The following is a 15,652-nucleotide window of genomic DNA, read 5'->3' as shown; positions in this document are numbered from 1 at the left end:
CATGACCGCAGACGATCCCAACGCCACCGAGGCCACCGGGCCCATCACGGAAGAGACCCAGGCCGACAGCGCCGCGCCCGCGACGCCTGCCGCAGAGGAGACAGCCAAGTCGGCAGAGCCGGCGGCCACACCCTCGGCTGACGAAGGCGACAAGGGCGCCAGCCATCAGGCAAAGAAGCCGCGCGTCCACCCGCGCGATGCGGTCAAGCAGTTCGAGGCGGCCTGGCCGGAAGCCTTCTCCACCAATCCCAAGCAGGTCAAACCGCTGGCGATCGGCATCCTGCAGCAGATTCTCGCCGAGCGCCCGCCGGAACTCGACGGCCTGAACTCCAAGGCCATCCGGGCGGCGATGAAGTTCTATACCTCGCGCCTGTCGTATCACTTCGCCATGAAGGATGCCGAGCATCGCGTCGACCTCAAGGGCGAGCCGGCCGAGCCCATCGACGACAAGGCCCGCTCGCACGCCGAGGAGCAGATCAAGGCCATCCACGCCCAGCGTGATGCCAAGCGCGCCGAGCAGGGCGAGAGCGAGGAAGGTGGCGAGAAGAAGCCGCGCCGCCCGCGGAAAGGGACCGGCAAGCCCGCCGGTCGCAAGGGCGCGAAGACCGCACCGCGCGGCGAAGGCGCCAAGGGGCGTGGCGGCAGCAAGTCCAACAAGGGCAGCCAGCAGCGCAAGGAAAACCAGCCGGACCCGGCGCTCAAGAACATGAGCATGGAAGAGAAGCTCGATCGCCTGGCGCAGCGCTTCGGCCAGGACGGGGTCAAGTAACCCCTACCCCCCTCGAGACGGGTGACGCGCACAACCGCCCGCCACCCCTCCCCCAAAGCAATGAGCCGACGCAAGACCGCACAGCGCCCGAACCGCCCCATCCGCCGCTGGCTGTGGCGGCTGATCGGCCTGGCGCTGCTTGCCTTCCTGCTTGCCCAGCTTTGGTTCTTCGTCCAGGTCTGGCACCTGCGGGATCACAACCCCGAGACCACCGCGTTCATGCGCGAACGCCTCGAACTGCTCCGCGGCATCCGCCCCGACATCACGGCCCGGCAGATCTACGTGCCCTACGAGAGCATCAGCCCGGCCGCCCGCCGCGCGGTGGTCGCCTCCGAGGACGACCGCTTCATGGACCACTTCGGGCTCGACCTGAAAGGCCTGCGCCGCGCCATGGAACGGAACATCGAGGCCGGTGGCATCGTCGAGGGGGGCTCGACCATCACCCAGCAACTCGCCAAGAACCTGTTCCTGTCCGCGGAACAATCCCTGTGGCGCAAGGGCGAAGAGGCACTGATCGCCCTGATGCTGGAGGCCGCCCTGGGCAAGGAACGCATCCTCGAGCTCTATCTCAACTACGCCGAATGGGGCAATCTGCTCTACGGCATCGAAGCGGCCGCCCGCAGCTATTACGGCAAGTCGGCCGGACAGCTCACTCGTGGCGAAGCCGCCCACTTGGCGGCCATGCTGCCCAATCCGCGCTTCTACCAGGACAATCCCAATGCGCGGGGCCTGCAGGTTCGAACCAACGCGGTGCTGGAGCGGATGGAGTACTCGCGGACGCCCTGAGAGCCACTCTTTGGGCTCAACACGTCACTTTTCTGTACGCTTTAAAGCCGGCTCACGATTAACCGCGCACACCACAGGGACGGACACGCCAAATGCGCACTCCCACCTCAGGAGGAGGCATGCGGGACAAACGGATCAGAGTCCTGATGACCAGCACCTCATACCCAGCCAGTCTTGAGGACTGGAAAGGGTTGTTCATTAGACACCTTGTCTGGTCGCTGGCTGATCACAACCAGATCAGCCTGTCACTATGGGCTCCACCGGGCGAAGCCCATGTTGCTGTCAATCGAATAGAAACGCCGAAAGAGGCGCGCTTTCTCGGTGACCTCATGGACCAGGGGGGCATCGCGCACCTTCTTCGTCATGGCGGTGTCAAAAGAGTCTCGGCACCACTGCGCCTGCTTGCCGGATTAAGACGCGCCTATCGCCGCACTCCCGATACGGACATATACCACGTGAACTGGCTGCAGAATGCCCTCCCTCTCCCTGACGACGGCAAGCCTGTTGTCATCAACGCCCTGGGCACCGACATCAAGTTGCTAGCCACGCCCCTAATCCGGAAATTGCTTCGCCGAACCCTCAAGCATCATCCAACGACAATCTGCCCCAACGCCGAGTGGATGGAAGCGCCGCTAAAAAAAGCGTTCGGCCACTTGGCAACGATCCAGTTCGTGCCGTTCGGCATAGATCCGGCATGGTTCCAGCTGCACCAAGAACACCGTCCAGACACGCCGCCCCGTTGGCTGGCAGTCACCCGCCTGACCCGTGCAAAACTAGGCCCCCTCTTCGACTGGTGCGCCCCCCATTTCGACAATACGAGTCGGGAGCTCCATTTGTTCGGACCGATGCAGGAGCCCATAGATTTGCCAGGGTGGGTTCACTACCATGGCCCGGCCTCTCCCGATGCACTGGCTCACAAGTGGTTCCCCGGGTCACGCGGCTTGATCACACTGAGCCAACACGCGGAAGGGCGCCCGCAAGTCATGCTCGAAGCGATGGCGGCCGGTTTACCGGTGATCGCCTCGCGCATCCCCGCACACGAAAACATGCTCAAGCACAAGGAAACAGGCTGGCTGTGCGACAGCGCCACAGACGTCCAGGAAGGACTTTCTTACATGGAAACCAAAACGAACTGGAAGCACATGAGTGACTCGGCGCACCGGTGGACCGCGAACGAAATTGGCACATGGAATGACTGTGCCGAACGATATGCGGGCATTTACCGGAGCATGCTAGGAATGCCTCGCCATGGCTGACCATATCGTCGTTCTTGGTGCCAACGGCTTTGTCGGGCAGCGTCTCGTAAGACAGTTACTGGAATATGGGAAACGAGTAACTGCCCTGACCCGCCACGAAGCCCCGGACATCCCGCACGAAGCCAGGGTATTAACCGGGGACTTCGAGCACCCCGATGACTTTGCCAACGTTCTTGCTGACACAACAGCCGTTGTCCATGCCGCATCATGCAGCACGCCCCTCCAGACAGCGGGCCGCCCCCGCGCCGAACTCACAAATCTTCGGCCGAGTCTGGCATTGCTGGAGGGGCTGCAACGCGTACCGGAATGCCGCCTGATCTACCTGTCGTCGGGCGGCACGCTGTATGGAGAAACAAGCGGGACGCCGGCGGCGGAAACAGCGCCTCTTCGTCCCCGCTCTTACTACGGGGCAGGCAAGGCCGCTATCGAGCAGTTCATCCAAGCCACAAGCATTCAGTTCAATCTGGATGCCGTCATTTTGCGCCCGTCAAACCTCTACGGGCCGGGGCAACGTCCCAAGCAAGGGTTCGGCATCATCCCGACGGCATTCGACCACGTGGACCGCAAGGCAGCCTTGCCACTCCGCGGAGGGGGTATGAGTGTGCGGGACTATTTGTACATTGACGACTTTATCCAATTGATCCGTGCGGCACTCGACGCCCCCGTCTCGCCCGGAGTCTCCACTTTCAATGCGGCGAGCGAGAATGCCGTAAGCCTGGATCACCTGTTAGGCATCATTCGCGACGTGACCGGGTCGCCGCTACCGGTTCGAAGAGACACCGGGCAGACAGTAGATGTTTCAAAAGTGGAGCTCGACGCGTCTCGCGCCCGACAACAGTTCAACTGGCAAGCAGATACACGGCTAGTTGATGGACTTTCCGCCACCTGGGAATGGTGGCAGAGGCAGCCATGACATCACCACTCGTATCCGTCTGCATCGCGAACTTCAACGGGGAGGGCGTACTCCCGGACTGCATTGACTCCGTCCTCGAGCAACAAGGAGACATTGCCGTAGAGATCCTCGTTCACGACGACGCATCGACCGACTCGTCCATCGAGCTTCTCGCAAGTCGCTACCCGCGAGATCGTCACCCAGAAATTCGCCTGTTAGAAAGCGACCAGAATGTGGGGTTCTGCGTTAGCAACAACAGGCTAGTCGAAAACGCACGCGGCAAATACATTCTTCTGCTCAACAACGATGCTGCGCTTGCACCCGACGCGCTATCCACCCTTCTACGCGCGGCAGAACAACAATCGCCTCCCGGCATCCTCACCCTCCCCCAGATCGACTGGGAGAGCGGGCAACTCGTTGACCGAGGCTGTCTACTGGACCCCTTCTACAATCCGATACCCAACCTGGATCCAAGACGGAAAGACGTAGCCTATGTGATCGGCGCATGCCTTTGGGCGCCAAAGCGGCTATGGAATGAGGTAGGCGGCTTTCCCGAATGGTTTGAATCAATCGGAGAAGACCTTCAGTTATGCTGCCGGGCCCGACTCCAAGGCAATACAGTTCAGGTCACCACGAGCAGCCACTACCGCCATCACCAAGGCATCAGCTTCGGTGGAAACAAGATAAGAGAAAGCCGCCTTTCCACCACATTCCGACGTCGCCGTCTTTCCGAGCGTAACAAGACATACGCTTTGATCCTCTGCACCCCTCTCTCGAGAATCTGGTTTATCTTGCCGACACATCTCACACTATTAGCTGCCGAGGGTGCAGCACTCACGCTGGTCAAACGGGACCTGACGGTATGGAAAGAAATCTACGGCAACGTTTTTTCCAGCGTATACCGCAACCACTGCCGCTTGATGGAGGAACGAAAGCACATCCAGCAAGCAAGAACCGCAACCGCAACGGAATACGCACGGAGCTTTCTCTGGCTTCCTCGCAAACTTCAGATGCTCTTCAGACACGGATTACCACGATTGACCCGCTAAAGGCGCAAAAGAACACGCATCTAACCGCTTGAACCGACCTTGATCATCGCTATGGACTCCGACACAAACGCTAGCGCACCAAGCCACACAGCTCAGATAGACTGACTTCGTGTGATTCGGCTCACGGCCGCAGCAAAGGAAGGCAAAGAGCACATCATGACGACACCATCGGATAAAAGCGACGACCCCATCTTCGTCACCCAGCCACACTTGCCTCCACTCGAAGAGGTAATCCCCTACCTTGAGCAGATCTGGGACAGCCACCGCATCACCAACAAGGGGCCCTTCCACGAACAGCTTGAGGTGGCGCTGTGCGACTACCTTGGCGTCCAGCACATCTCGCTGTTCGCCAACGGTACGCTCGCTCTAGTCACAGCGATGCAGGCGCTGCGTCTGACCGGCGAGGTCATCACCACGCCATACAGCTTTGTCGCAACCGCGAACGCCCTGCTATGGAACGACCTCACCCCAGTCTTCGTTGATGTCGACCCGGTGACATTGAACCTAGACCCGGCACAGGTCGAGGCCGCTATCACCCCGAAGACCAGCGCGATCTTGCCGGTACACGTCTACGGCCAGCCGGCTGACGTAGACGGTCTCCAGCACGTCGCCGACCTTTACGGCCTGCGACTGATATACGACGCAGCTCACTGCTTTGGAGTGGAGGACGAGGGCGGCAGTATCTTGCGCCACGGCGACATGTCGATCCTGAGCTTCCACGCCACCAAAGTATTCAATACTTTCGAGGGCGGCGCCATCGTTAGCCCGGACGCCAAAACCAAGCAGCGGGTGGACTACCTCAAGAACTTCGGGTTCGCCAACGAGACCACAGTGGTCGCCGCCGGCATCAACGCCAAGATGAATGAGTTTCAGGCCGCGATTGGCTTGGCCCAGTTACACCACATTGACGATGCCATCATCCGCCGCGCCCAACTCGATCAAACCTACCGCGAGGCCCTAGCCGATGTGAAAGGAATCCGCTGTCCGCCGGTCAGCCGAGCCGCCCGCTACAATTACGCATATTTCCCGATATTCGTCGAAGAGGGTTACCCTCTGAGCCGGGACGACCTATACCTGCAGCTCCAAGCACACGGAGTCTATGGTCGCAGGTATTTCTATCCCTTGATTCCCGAATTCCCAATGTATCGGAACCTGCCTAGCAATAAGCGAGACCAATGGAAGAACGCAAACAAAGCATCGAAGCAGGTCATATGCCTGCCACTTTCACCCAACATGTCAGAGGAAATGACTAAGCGAGCAACTAGAATTATAACGGCCAACGGAACGGGAAATTGAAGGTAAAAACGTGGCTTTTTTAACAGAACGCCAATTAATGGACCTAGGACTCGCACGCTACGGGAAAGGTGTGCGGATTTCCGACAAAGCCAGCATATATGGGGCCACACGAGTGTCCATCGGCGATTACACCAGAATAGATGACTTTTGCATCATTTCAGCGGGCAGCGAGGGCATCCTCATAGGAGCCAACGTGCACATTGCCGCATTTTCATCACTCATTGGGCACGAAAAAATATCAATCGATGACTTCTCTAACATATCATCCCGAGTATCCATTTACAGCAGCAATGATGACTACAGTGGAGAAACCATGACCAACCCAACCATCCCTGACACATTCAAAGACGTTTCTCACAAGCGAGTTTCGATCGGCCAACATGTAATTATCGGCAGTGGATCTGTGGTATTACCTGGAAGCACCATCCCCGACGGGGTCGCCATCGGTTCTCTCAGCTTGATAAAGGATCACTTGCGGCCTTGGACTGTGTATGGCGGAATACCCGTGAAAGCCATTCGGCCGAGAAAAAAAGGTCTATTAAAACTGTGCGAACAGTTCACCTCATCACGAGATTGACCAAAATCACGCACCGCACCACTGCATTAGTCAAGCACAGCAATGACAAAATACACCGAGTCATACTCCATCATGAAGCCCGACCGAAGAACACATGCCGCAAAAATACAACTCTCTTCAATGCCAGCCAAATAGACCGAAGAACACCCAGAGTACCTAACGACGAAACCGAAGACGCCAAAACCCGGTTTTTATAAAACTCTGCCATCTCAGCGCTACCAACTCTTTTATAATAAGCGAGCAAAGCGGCCATAGTTGAAAGCTTCATTTCTGAACGACGCCGACTTGTCTGAGATGAGTGAATTCCCCCTTGGTGAACCCTATACTTAGCCGGCCGGATATCGCCGAGGTAAGCACCGCTTCCATGCTGCCCAAGATAAGCCCAAAGAAAAAGATCTCCATACCTCGCACAATTGAACTCCGGAGGCATATCCGAAACGTGATTCCTAAAAAATGTGGTCAGCGTATACAGAGGGGTTGCTCTTTTCAAAGCAAACGAGCTTAGATCACAGCGCGCAGCCACAGGCTTTTCTAACACCTCCCCCCCCTCCGATATTGCATCGCAATCGTGGTAAGAAATAACCACATCCTCGTGGCCTTCCATAAAATCAAACTGCTTTTGCAGCTTGAGCGGATCAACCCAGAAGTCGTCACCTTCACATATAGCCAGATACTTACCCTTCGCACGATGAAAATTAAAACTTAGCGTCTGTACTCCACGGCTATACTGGTTAACAGACTGGAATACGGGCTTGATTATATTGGGATAAAGAGCCGCGTACTCTCGAATGATGCCAACAGTACCATCGACGGAAGCATCGTCATGAATCAAGATCTCTATGGGAAAGTTAGTGACCTGGTTTAGAAAACCATGAATCGCATCAGCCACATATTTCTCATGATTATAAGCAGTGCAACACACGCTGACCATAGGAGATAATCCACCCGCCCCCCAAGAATCAACAATTTCACCCTGAGAGCGAAGCCCCTTTCCAACAGACACGTTCTCAATATCACTAGCCATCGCGTACTCGCTCGCAAATCAACATCAAGCAATCAAAAAAGAGAGAGAGGGGGGGGGCACGGAGGAGGAGGGCAGGACTCATGTTTTGTTTTCCCAAGGAAACCCGTCGATACATTTCGGGCCCCGGCCTAAAAACACGCACAAACGCTCACAATCCTGCGGCCTTGCAACGTTGATGATTAGGAGCTTACCTGGCCTGCCGGAAAAATACCTTTCGACACTACTGTTGTAATCAACATAAGACTGAACCAAGCAACCCCGATCATAAAGAGACTGACTGCAAGCGTGCCCCCAACCTGCCTGTGATCTGTAAATAAAACCAGGGTGGACATATTCAGCCTTCTTCAGATCCTCCATCGTTGGCAAGTTCCCACCTTGACCGAACATCTTGGCGTGGAATCTTAACAGCGACTCATACCATTGGTCAGGCGAATCACGAACAGAAAGCAAGAATTTGGCGTTTGGAAACTCCCGGTCGAGAACTCTGTAGGCTCCAGGCCAACTGAACGGAGCATCCTGAAATGCTTCATAATAGCCACAAAAATCGACAAGAGAATCGAAATCGCCTCGCAGGCATGCATTGTCAGCGATTATCTCGGCACGCCTCTGCGGCGCCACACGGTAGCCAAGCTCTCGCAGCGTCGCGGCCAAGGTAGTGGTGCCTGTCTTATTTCGACCAATACAAAATACTTTCTCGCCATTTCTATCTGGCCGGCACCAAAGTCGAACGGCTTCGTGACGTGCAATCGACAGGGCATTCACCTGTCGTTGCCGGCTTCTCCTCAGGAAACGGACCACAGTCACTCCTTGTACATCAGTTGAGTGATCTGTTCGGAAACGAGCCCGATTAGGAATATCGTGACTGCCGCGGTAAGCAGGAAAACTGTAGCCATCGAAAGGCGGCCATATGCGACAAAGGTAAAGAGGTAGTAACCAATCCCGACCAAGGCGTGCGCGAAAGCAACGGGGAAGAACAGTTTGAGCGGCGAATACAGCGTCCCGATCTTGAATATGATTAACAAGAAGCGGATCCCGTCACGCACAAGCCGAATGTGACTTTTCCCGATGCGCTTAGCCGCAGAAATTGGCTCGTATGCCACAAGGTAACCGGCACGGAAGAAGGCCATGGTCGTTGTGGTGGGGTAGGAAAACCCGTTCGGCAACAAGTGCAAGAACTCGCGAAACTTGTCGGCCCTGACGGCGCGAAAACCGGAGGTCAGGTCCTGGATTCGTTGGCCCACCATCCAGGAAGCCAGCTGGTTGTAAAACCGATTTGCCAGCCCCCTCCCGGCATTCGCCTGCGATCCTCGGTCCCGTGCACCAACCACCATGTCATAGCCGTCATCCAGACGCGCAAGCAAGCGCGGGATATCCGCAGGATCATGCTGGCCGTCCGCATCCATGAAGACAATCACTTCGCCTGCAGCCACGCGCGCCCCGGCCTTGATCGCTGCACCGTTCCCCATGCTGTACGGCCGGCTTATCACTCGCGCTCCGGCGCTCTGAGCCAACTCTGCCGTGGCATCGGTCGAGCCATCATCGATGACCAGAATTTCGGCGTCGGGGAAATGCGCCCGTATGCGGGAGACGGTCTGGCCGACCGCACCCGCCTCATCTTTGGCAGGCAGAACAATTGAAAGACTCAGGCCTGAATCCATTCCATCGGACACGGGGTTGGACTCCATCGATTGAGAAAAGCATGGGTGGCAGGTGGGGCTAGCATACCGGAACCGATCGTCAGAGGGCGATTCGGGTGGCCGTGTGGCAATGCCGATCGAGATCGCTACGGCAAGGCGGGCAGGATCTCACGCTCCCCTCGCTCCGCTTGCTCGTTGAAATCCTGGCGGATGGCCTCCTTGAGAGACCTTCGCTCGCGATCGTAGTATCCGGTCTGGTCCAGGTACCAGGCTCGCAGCCGCTGCATGGAGAACCCGCTCGCCTCGCCAAGCGTAACAATGTCCTCGTCGAGCAGCTCGAGAGCCCACTCATAATGGCTGGCACTCGCAAGCATAGCCGCCGCTCGCAGCTGTGTTCCGGGTCGCCCGGTCGTCTGAACCAGCTCACGAAGGTTGCGGTACGCCGGGCGCCCCTCGCCTTCCCTCAACAGCAATGCGGCACGCCGCTGCAGAAGCAGCGCCTGCAGACGGCCCGAACCATCAGCCGCCCTTTCCAGACGTGCTATCAGCATCAGGATTTCGCTCGGCCTGCTCAGGCGTCCGCAGCCGCCCGACATCAGATAATCAAGCAATTTGCCGGTCTGATAAGTGCCCACGGGGCCCATGCGCCCCTTCTCGTTCAACGCGGACTCCACTTCAGCCAGGGCCTCCGCGGGCCGCTCGTCTAGTGAGCACTGGTACATGACACGGGTCATGAGCCACGGCAGTCCGTCCGGATCGAGGCTGATGGCTCGATCATTGAGCCGGCGCGCCTCCTCAACGTTCCCGATCTCCCACCAGAAACCGGCCAAATGGTGCTGGGCCCGAGGTGACTCGGGATTCACCTGTGCCCACTTCAATGCCTGGAGGTACGGACTCGACCATATGTCGGCCCGGAGAAACGTCATGGCGGCCAAGAGGAGAAGCACGCCGACGGGGATGGCGAGACGAACATCGCTCGGCACCCGCTTCCATCCAACCCACCAGGCAGCCAACGGGAGCCCCAGCAACATGGCGGGCAAGTAATTCCGGTGTTCGAAATAGAGCTCCAGCTGAAGGAAGCTGGACTCGAGCACGTGCCCGACGAGAAAGAACAGAATCGCCGCTGCAAGCAGTGGCCAACGACGACGCATCCGCACGGCCAAGAATGCGAGCGCCCCCAGCGCCAGCCAGGCAACGATGGTCGTCCATGGCGTCAACCAGCCACGAGACACATCGATACCGTCGTTGAAAAGCCCTCCGGTGTAGGGCCGGGGAAAGACAAGATGAGCAATGTAATCCCAGAGGATTCGCCCTTCGGTCAGAAGCCGCTCGAAGGAGGTGAACGCTCTCCCCCCCATGTCTCCTGAAAAAAGGGCGGGCAGCTCGCGAGACAGATACACGACCAACAGCGACAAGGGCACACCCAAGACGATCCAACGCAGCCGACGGAAGCCGCGAGTCGGGGTCGTACCGCGCCTGGCATCCAGCGTCGCAAGGATCGTTGCCTCGAGAACGAGCACGAAAGCCGGCAGCAAGGCACCATTTTCCTTGGACAACACAGCAAGCAGCCCGCACCCACCGACACTGAACAGGGCGACCGCCCAGGTTTGCCAATCGGCACGGGGAACGTGCTGCCGGCGCCAGGCGACCCATACCCACAAGCCGACCAACGTGAAAAACGCGGACAGTTGGGCCATCCGCTGGACCACGTACAACGTGGTGGAGACCCAGAAGGGGTGCAACAACCAAAGAGCTGCGGCCAGGCACGCCATCCAGAATGCCTGGCGGGCCGAATAACCGAGAGAAAGCAAGATGGCCCGGCCCAACCCCAACAGCAAGAGGCCGTTGAGCAGGTGGATCACGAGATTGGTGCGTTTAAACGGCCATGGATCGGCAGGCCAATTATTAGCATCAACGAGAAATGAAAGGTAGGAAACCGGCCGGCCACTGGCCCCCGAGAAACCAGAAAGCAGGTAAAGCCAGAAGCTCTGCCAATTATCGATCTCACCGAACTGGCCGAGCAGCGATAGATTGCTGTGGTCATCGAACAGGAAGGGGCCGGACAGACCGGGCCAGTAGACCAGCCAAGCCATCCCCCATAACAACAAGACAACCAGCAACTGGGAGACGGATAACGTTGACGGCGTGTGCGCCCGCTCAGTCATACGCATGCCCCGAGATCCCACCGGCGGAGGCCACGGCTTCCGAGAGCGATCGCTCCAGGTCAGCGATCATATCGCTCTGCTCTCCCAGCCAATCCAGATTTTTTAGTATCCGCAACCCAGCCGCCGCTTGCGCAAACTGGCCACTGGCGATCTGGTAATCGATCAGGTTACGCCACTTGTCGGGGTCTGAAGGACGAAGCACGACCGCCTCCCGAAGCAGGACTTCTGCCACCTGCTGGTTTCCAGGGACATTCAACAAGAAGTTCGCCTTGAGGGTGATCAGTTGGGCGTGGGCCGGAGTTCTTTCCAAACCAGCATCGAGCACACGAATCATGGGCTCGGCCGGCAGTCTTATCACCCCTTTCGCGTGCGCGTTCACCAGAGAAAAAAGCGCATTGATGTCTTGTGCCGAAAGCACTCGCTGGCCGGCATAATCCCTCATGGCCTCCCACCATTCCGAATCGATCGACCGACCATGTTTAGCTGCCTCGAAGATCAGCGCATGAAGCGGCAGCAAGGATGCGTTGGGGAGATTCGCCGCGTCCTGAATCTGCGCCAACGCCAGACTGTACCCTGGACTCCCGGGTTCGTTAGTTACCAACAGAATCTGCCCAAGAGCATACGAGGCTCGGGGGGAGTCGGGGTGGCGGCTGGCCTCGAAATATGCCAGTTGAACCGAATCGCTCCACTCGTTTGCGCGGAGGAAGGTAAGAAAGCCGTACAGGACAACCAAGGACACGACGAAGAAGCGCCGGACACCGGCGAGCTCCCATCTCCGCCCGTCCAGAACGAACGCGAACACGGCAAGCAGGATGCCGAACGACCCAAGGTAATTGCGGTGCTCGTAGACGAGCTCGAGGTTCAGGAACGTCGACACCAGCAAGTGCATGACGAAGAACCACAGGATCCCGAAACTGATGAGTCGCCACTTGTTGCGAGCGGCGACTGCGACGACCACCACGAGAACCAGGCCGAACACGGAAATCAACGTCGTCCAAGGCGTCAACGGACCGCGCGAAAGGGGGAAGGCATCGTGGTAGAGACTCAGAGCTCCCGGGTTGGGCGCCACGATCCACGCCAGGTAATGCCAGATCACTCGCGCCTCTGTCCATAAGCGCTCGTAAACGTCAAAGGGGCGGCCGGGAAACTCAGGGTGACCGAGGACACGGGGCAGCAACCATGCGAGCCCCATTACGGCCGGAATCACGAGAAGCAGACCGTACAGTCGCAGGACCGCACCTCGTTCGGCAGAGCCCTTGCGACCGAAACCGAAAAACATCCATTCAAGGAGCAGGGCATAAAGAGGCAACATCACCGCGCTTTCCTTGGCCAGCACGCCGAAGCCACCGCCCAGCACCAGACTGCCCCACATCCAGCGCAGACCCTGCCGTTGTCCTTGGGCCAGGCGATCTCGCCCCCGCCAGTATCCCAGCAGCCCCAACAGCATGAAGAGTGTGGCCAGACTCTCCATACGCTGGATGACGAACAGCACTGCGGTCAGGTTGATGGGAGACACGGCCCAAGCAACAGACACCAGCAGCGCGAGCATCGGCGCAGCTATCAGGAATGGCCGTCCCTGTTGCTGCTCGAAGCGGGTCAGGATCAAACGTGCCAGCAGAAACAACACGAAGGCATTGACCAAGTGGATGACCAGGTTCGTAAACTTCATTGGCCCAGGATCAAGGCCGAAGAAGTAGCGCTCCACGGACAGGCTCAACATGGCGATCGGACGCTTTAGCGGTCCGGAATCGGTCGCCATTGCCCCCTGCCAAAGTTCCGGCAGGGTCAGGTCGTCAAGGATTGTGCGGTCGTTGTTAACCAGGTTCGGGAAATCATCAAAGACATAGCCACCAGTCAGCCCGGGCCAATACACAAGCACCGCGAGCGCGAGCAGCGCGAACGCAACAAAATTAAATGAATATGACCTAGTGGACATGTCTTTGACCTACCCAAAAAAAAACACCCCGCCTGAGCGGGGTGTGTCCACATACCTAGGATCAGCGCTTAACGGCAGCTGGTCGGCAGGTACTTGGGATCGATGGTGCCAGCCTGGCAAGACCAAGCGACGGAGCCGGTGTTGGTGATGGCCGACAGCACCATGGTGTCCCCGTTGATAACTGCGTTGGCGTCGTTGCCGTAAGTCACGGTCACGGTGCCCGCCGCGCCAGTCGAAGTATCGACCGAGGTCACGTAGGAGCCAGTGATGTCACCCGGAGCGGACAGGCCATACGAAGCGTTAGCAGTCGCGAAGACACCGCGGGAGTTGTAGTACTCGGCCATTGCAGTCTTGGCACCGGACGCCAGACTCATGCCCTCAGACACCTGAGCGCGGACGGTGTAGTCCTGGTACGCCGGGATGGCGATAGCGGCGAGGATACCGATGATCGCAACAACGATCATCAATTCGATCAGGGTGAAACCCTTCTGAACCTGCTTGTTCATTTGCTTCATCATCATTGAGATTTCTCCTTTGGAGCGTTGATCAACCGGGCCTCCTGGCCCTTGGCCGCCAATAGGGTTGCAATGCTCATGCCAACAAGAAAACAGATCGCATGCAACCTTTACGTGCGGCGCCCGGCCGCATGGTCCAGATCATACAAGGCTCGGCAACTTGTCAAAATCGCGCGACTGGTTGGGTCTCTGGCTGTCACATTCCGCCGACATCCAGCCGGGGCAGTGTCACACTTGGACACGCCCTAGCGGTATGCCTGTGGCAAGAATTTGTCGGGGAAGCCGCAGGCAGCATCCCAGCGAATGGCCCCTGAAGCCGAAGTAATCGGGGAGAACAGACACTCGTTAGGCTGCCCCGCAATCGCAGCATTGGCATTATTGCCATAACGCACCGCCACACCACCGGCGTTTTGCACCTCGACCCGAACGACGTAGTTACCCACGATTGACGTGGGCTGAGGCAACCCGGCTGAGGCATTGGAGCTCGGCAAGCGACCGGATTGCATGTAGAACTCCGCGAGCGCACGTTGCGCACTTGTCGCGAGCGTGATGCCTTCCGACACTTGAGTCCGTATGGCGTAATCGCGGTAGGCGGCGGTTGCGATCGAGGCGAGGATGCCAATGATCGCGACAACGATCATCAGTTCGATCAAGGTGAATCCCTTCTGGGAAGAAGCGCTGACTGCACTCATACACGGGCTCCGCTGGTCGTGGTTATACGATCTGTCCAGTTTCACAACCCGCGACTCGAGAAAAGCCACCACGCGAAGCGCCCCCGACACTACGGGCACAAAACTTCACGCGTAGGCATCCATGCCCAACTGCGCTTACCTGCTGTGACTTTCAGTCGCCCGGATTGGCGGACGTCTGACTCGATATTGGAATTTACAGCTTTGCGCTGACGGCCTGTCGCGTAACCGAGCCGACGATCTACATCGCCAGCTCCAGAATGGTAGCAATATTCGGGCCACCAGATACGCCCTGTCTCATTTGGCGCGCCGCCCGTCGGCGACATGTATCAAAAAAAAAGGCCCTGTGGCGAATGTCGCCACGGGGCCTTTTGCGTTCATTGATACTCGAAGATTACTCGCCGACGGTGATCTGGTCCTTGATTGCCGCGACGGTCTTGTCACCAATGCCCTGGATCTCGGTGAGCTCCTGTACCGACTCGAAGCTTCCATGCTCCGCCCGGTACTCGACGATGCGTTCCGCGTAAACCGGGCCAATCCCGTTGAGCGACACCAGCTCGTCGGCCGAAGCCTGATTCACGTTGAGCATCCCGGCCGCCATGGCGAGCGGTGCCGCGATCCAGAGTGCGGCCGCGATTGCAGCCGCACGCGAAAACAGGGTGAGTCCTTTCATCGTCCTACCTCCTTGTACACGTGGGACGCTTCGTACTGTACGGAAGGTGGCCGGATACGCATATCGGAATATGCTGAAAGCGCTGTAGGCCGATTCCGTTTCTCTTGTAGGAATCGGATTACAAGTTACCAGCGCGCAGCCAGGGCCCGTACCGGAGACGTCCCACCACAACACCGCCTGAGAAATGCTGAAACGAAGGACGCCCCTTCGTATAACAGCTGCGTGAGGAGATGCCAATACCGCAACCCAGCGATGTGCCCCACGCTCGTCGCGGGACCTTTAGGCATTGAACAATGAAAAACCCCGTCCGGCGGGAGCCGAGACGGGGTTTTTCGAATGGGGAGCCTGGCGTTGACCTACTTTCACATGGGGAAGCCCCACACTATCA

The 15,652-nt window shown here is 58.0% G+C and carries 15 protein-coding genes; 7 read left to right on the top strand and 8 right to left on the bottom strand.

Annotated elements, in window-relative coordinates; translation table 11 throughout:
• Position 1 precedes the first annotated feature (1 nt).
• From AWR35_RS04265 to AWR35_RS10585, 7 genes are all read left to right on the top strand, one after another.
• Positions 2–769 (top strand): ProQ/FinO family protein, encoded by a 768-nt coding sequence (locus AWR35_RS04265; RefSeq protein WP_058574730.1) that lies wholly within the window; start codon positions 2–4, stop codon positions 767–769.
• 60 nt (positions 770–829) lie between these two features.
• A complete protein-coding gene (gene mtgA, locus AWR35_RS04260) occupies positions 830–1,555 on the top strand; it encodes a monofunctional biosynthetic peptidoglycan transglycosylase (protein ID WP_058574729.1) in 726 nt (241 codons plus the stop codon).
• Positions 1,556–1,701: 146 nt separating this feature from the next.
• Positions 1,702–2,811, top strand: a complete 1,110-nt coding sequence (locus AWR35_RS04255) for a glycosyltransferase family 4 protein (RefSeq protein WP_082663910.1) — start codon at positions 1,702–1,704, stop codon at positions 2,809–2,811.
• Positions 2,804–3,724, top strand: coding sequence for an NAD-dependent epimerase/dehydratase family protein (locus AWR35_RS04250; RefSeq protein WP_058574728.1), 921 nt, complete (start codon positions 2,804–2,806; stop codon positions 3,722–3,724). Before AWR35_RS04255 ends, AWR35_RS04250 begins: the two co-directional genes overlap by 8 nt.
• Positions 3,721–4,752 (top strand): glycosyltransferase, encoded by a 1,032-nt coding sequence (locus AWR35_RS10590; protein WP_197408129.1) that lies wholly within the window; start codon positions 3,721–3,723, stop codon positions 4,750–4,752. Before AWR35_RS04250 ends, AWR35_RS10590 begins: the two co-directional genes overlap by 4 nt.
• Before the next feature lie 156 nt (positions 4,753–4,908).
• Positions 4,909–6,048, top strand: coding sequence for a DegT/DnrJ/EryC1/StrS family aminotransferase (locus AWR35_RS04245; RefSeq protein WP_058574727.1), 1,140 nt, complete (start codon positions 4,909–4,911; stop codon positions 6,046–6,048).
• Between the two features lie 10 nt (positions 6,049–6,058).
• Complete coding sequence (locus AWR35_RS10585; protein WP_082663902.1) at positions 6,059–6,625, top strand: acyltransferase; 567 nt, start codon at positions 6,059–6,061, stop codon at positions 6,623–6,625.
• Between the two features lie 70 nt (positions 6,626–6,695).
• On the opposite strand, the gene AWR35_RS10580 is transcribed toward AWR35_RS10585, so the two are convergent.
• The 8 genes from AWR35_RS10580 to AWR35_RS04215 form a co-directional block, all read right to left on the bottom strand.
• Positions 6,696–7,649, bottom strand: a complete 954-nt coding sequence (locus tag AWR35_RS10580; RefSeq protein ID WP_082663901.1) for a glycosyltransferase — start codon at positions 7,647–7,649, stop codon at positions 6,696–6,698.
• Between the two features lie 78 nt (positions 7,650–7,727).
• A complete protein-coding gene (locus tag AWR35_RS10725; RefSeq protein ID WP_156413930.1) occupies positions 7,728–8,411 on the bottom strand; it encodes a sulfotransferase in 684 nt (227 codons plus the stop codon).
• A gap of 38 nt (positions 8,412–8,449) precedes the next feature.
• Positions 8,450–9,307, bottom strand: a complete 858-nt coding sequence (locus AWR35_RS04240) for a glycosyltransferase family 2 protein (protein WP_058574726.1) — start codon at positions 9,305–9,307, stop codon at positions 8,450–8,452.
• Positions 9,308–9,432: 125 nt separating this feature from the next.
• Positions 9,433–11,457 carry a hypothetical protein gene (locus tag AWR35_RS04235; protein ID WP_231723553.1) on the bottom strand — a complete coding sequence of 675 codons (2,025 nt, stop codon included), beginning with the start codon at positions 11,455–11,457 and terminating at the stop codon, positions 9,433–9,435.
• Positions 11,444–13,387: a hypothetical protein gene (locus AWR35_RS04230; RefSeq protein WP_058574724.1), complete on the bottom strand. Its 1,944-nt coding sequence runs from the start codon at positions 13,385–13,387 to the stop codon at positions 11,444–11,446. Before AWR35_RS04230 ends, AWR35_RS04235 begins: the two co-directional genes overlap by 14 nt.
• Before the next feature lie 68 nt (positions 13,388–13,455).
• Positions 13,456–13,893 (bottom strand): pilin, encoded by a 438-nt coding sequence (locus AWR35_RS04225; protein ID WP_058574764.1) that lies wholly within the window; start codon positions 13,891–13,893, stop codon positions 13,456–13,458.
• Positions 13,894–14,147: 254 nt separating this feature from the next.
• The gene (locus tag AWR35_RS04220) at positions 14,148–14,594 is read right to left on the bottom strand and encodes a pilin (RefSeq protein ID WP_058574723.1); all 447 of its coding nucleotides are present in this window, start codon (positions 14,592–14,594) and stop codon (positions 14,148–14,150) included.
• Positions 14,595–14,985: 391 nt separating this feature from the next.
• Complete coding sequence (locus AWR35_RS04215; RefSeq protein ID WP_058574722.1) at positions 14,986–15,264, bottom strand: helix-hairpin-helix domain-containing protein; 279 nt, start codon at positions 15,262–15,264, stop codon at positions 14,986–14,988.
• Positions 15,265–15,652 lie beyond the last annotated feature (388 nt).

The sequence above is a fragment of the Guyparkeria sp. WRN-7 genome (assembly GCF_001641825.1).
GTDB lineage: Bacteria > Pseudomonadota > Gammaproteobacteria > Halothiobacillales > Halothiobacillaceae > Guyparkeria.
The sequence above is the reverse complement of the archived record's forward strand: the minus strand, read 5'-3'. Positions and strand labels throughout refer to the sequence as shown.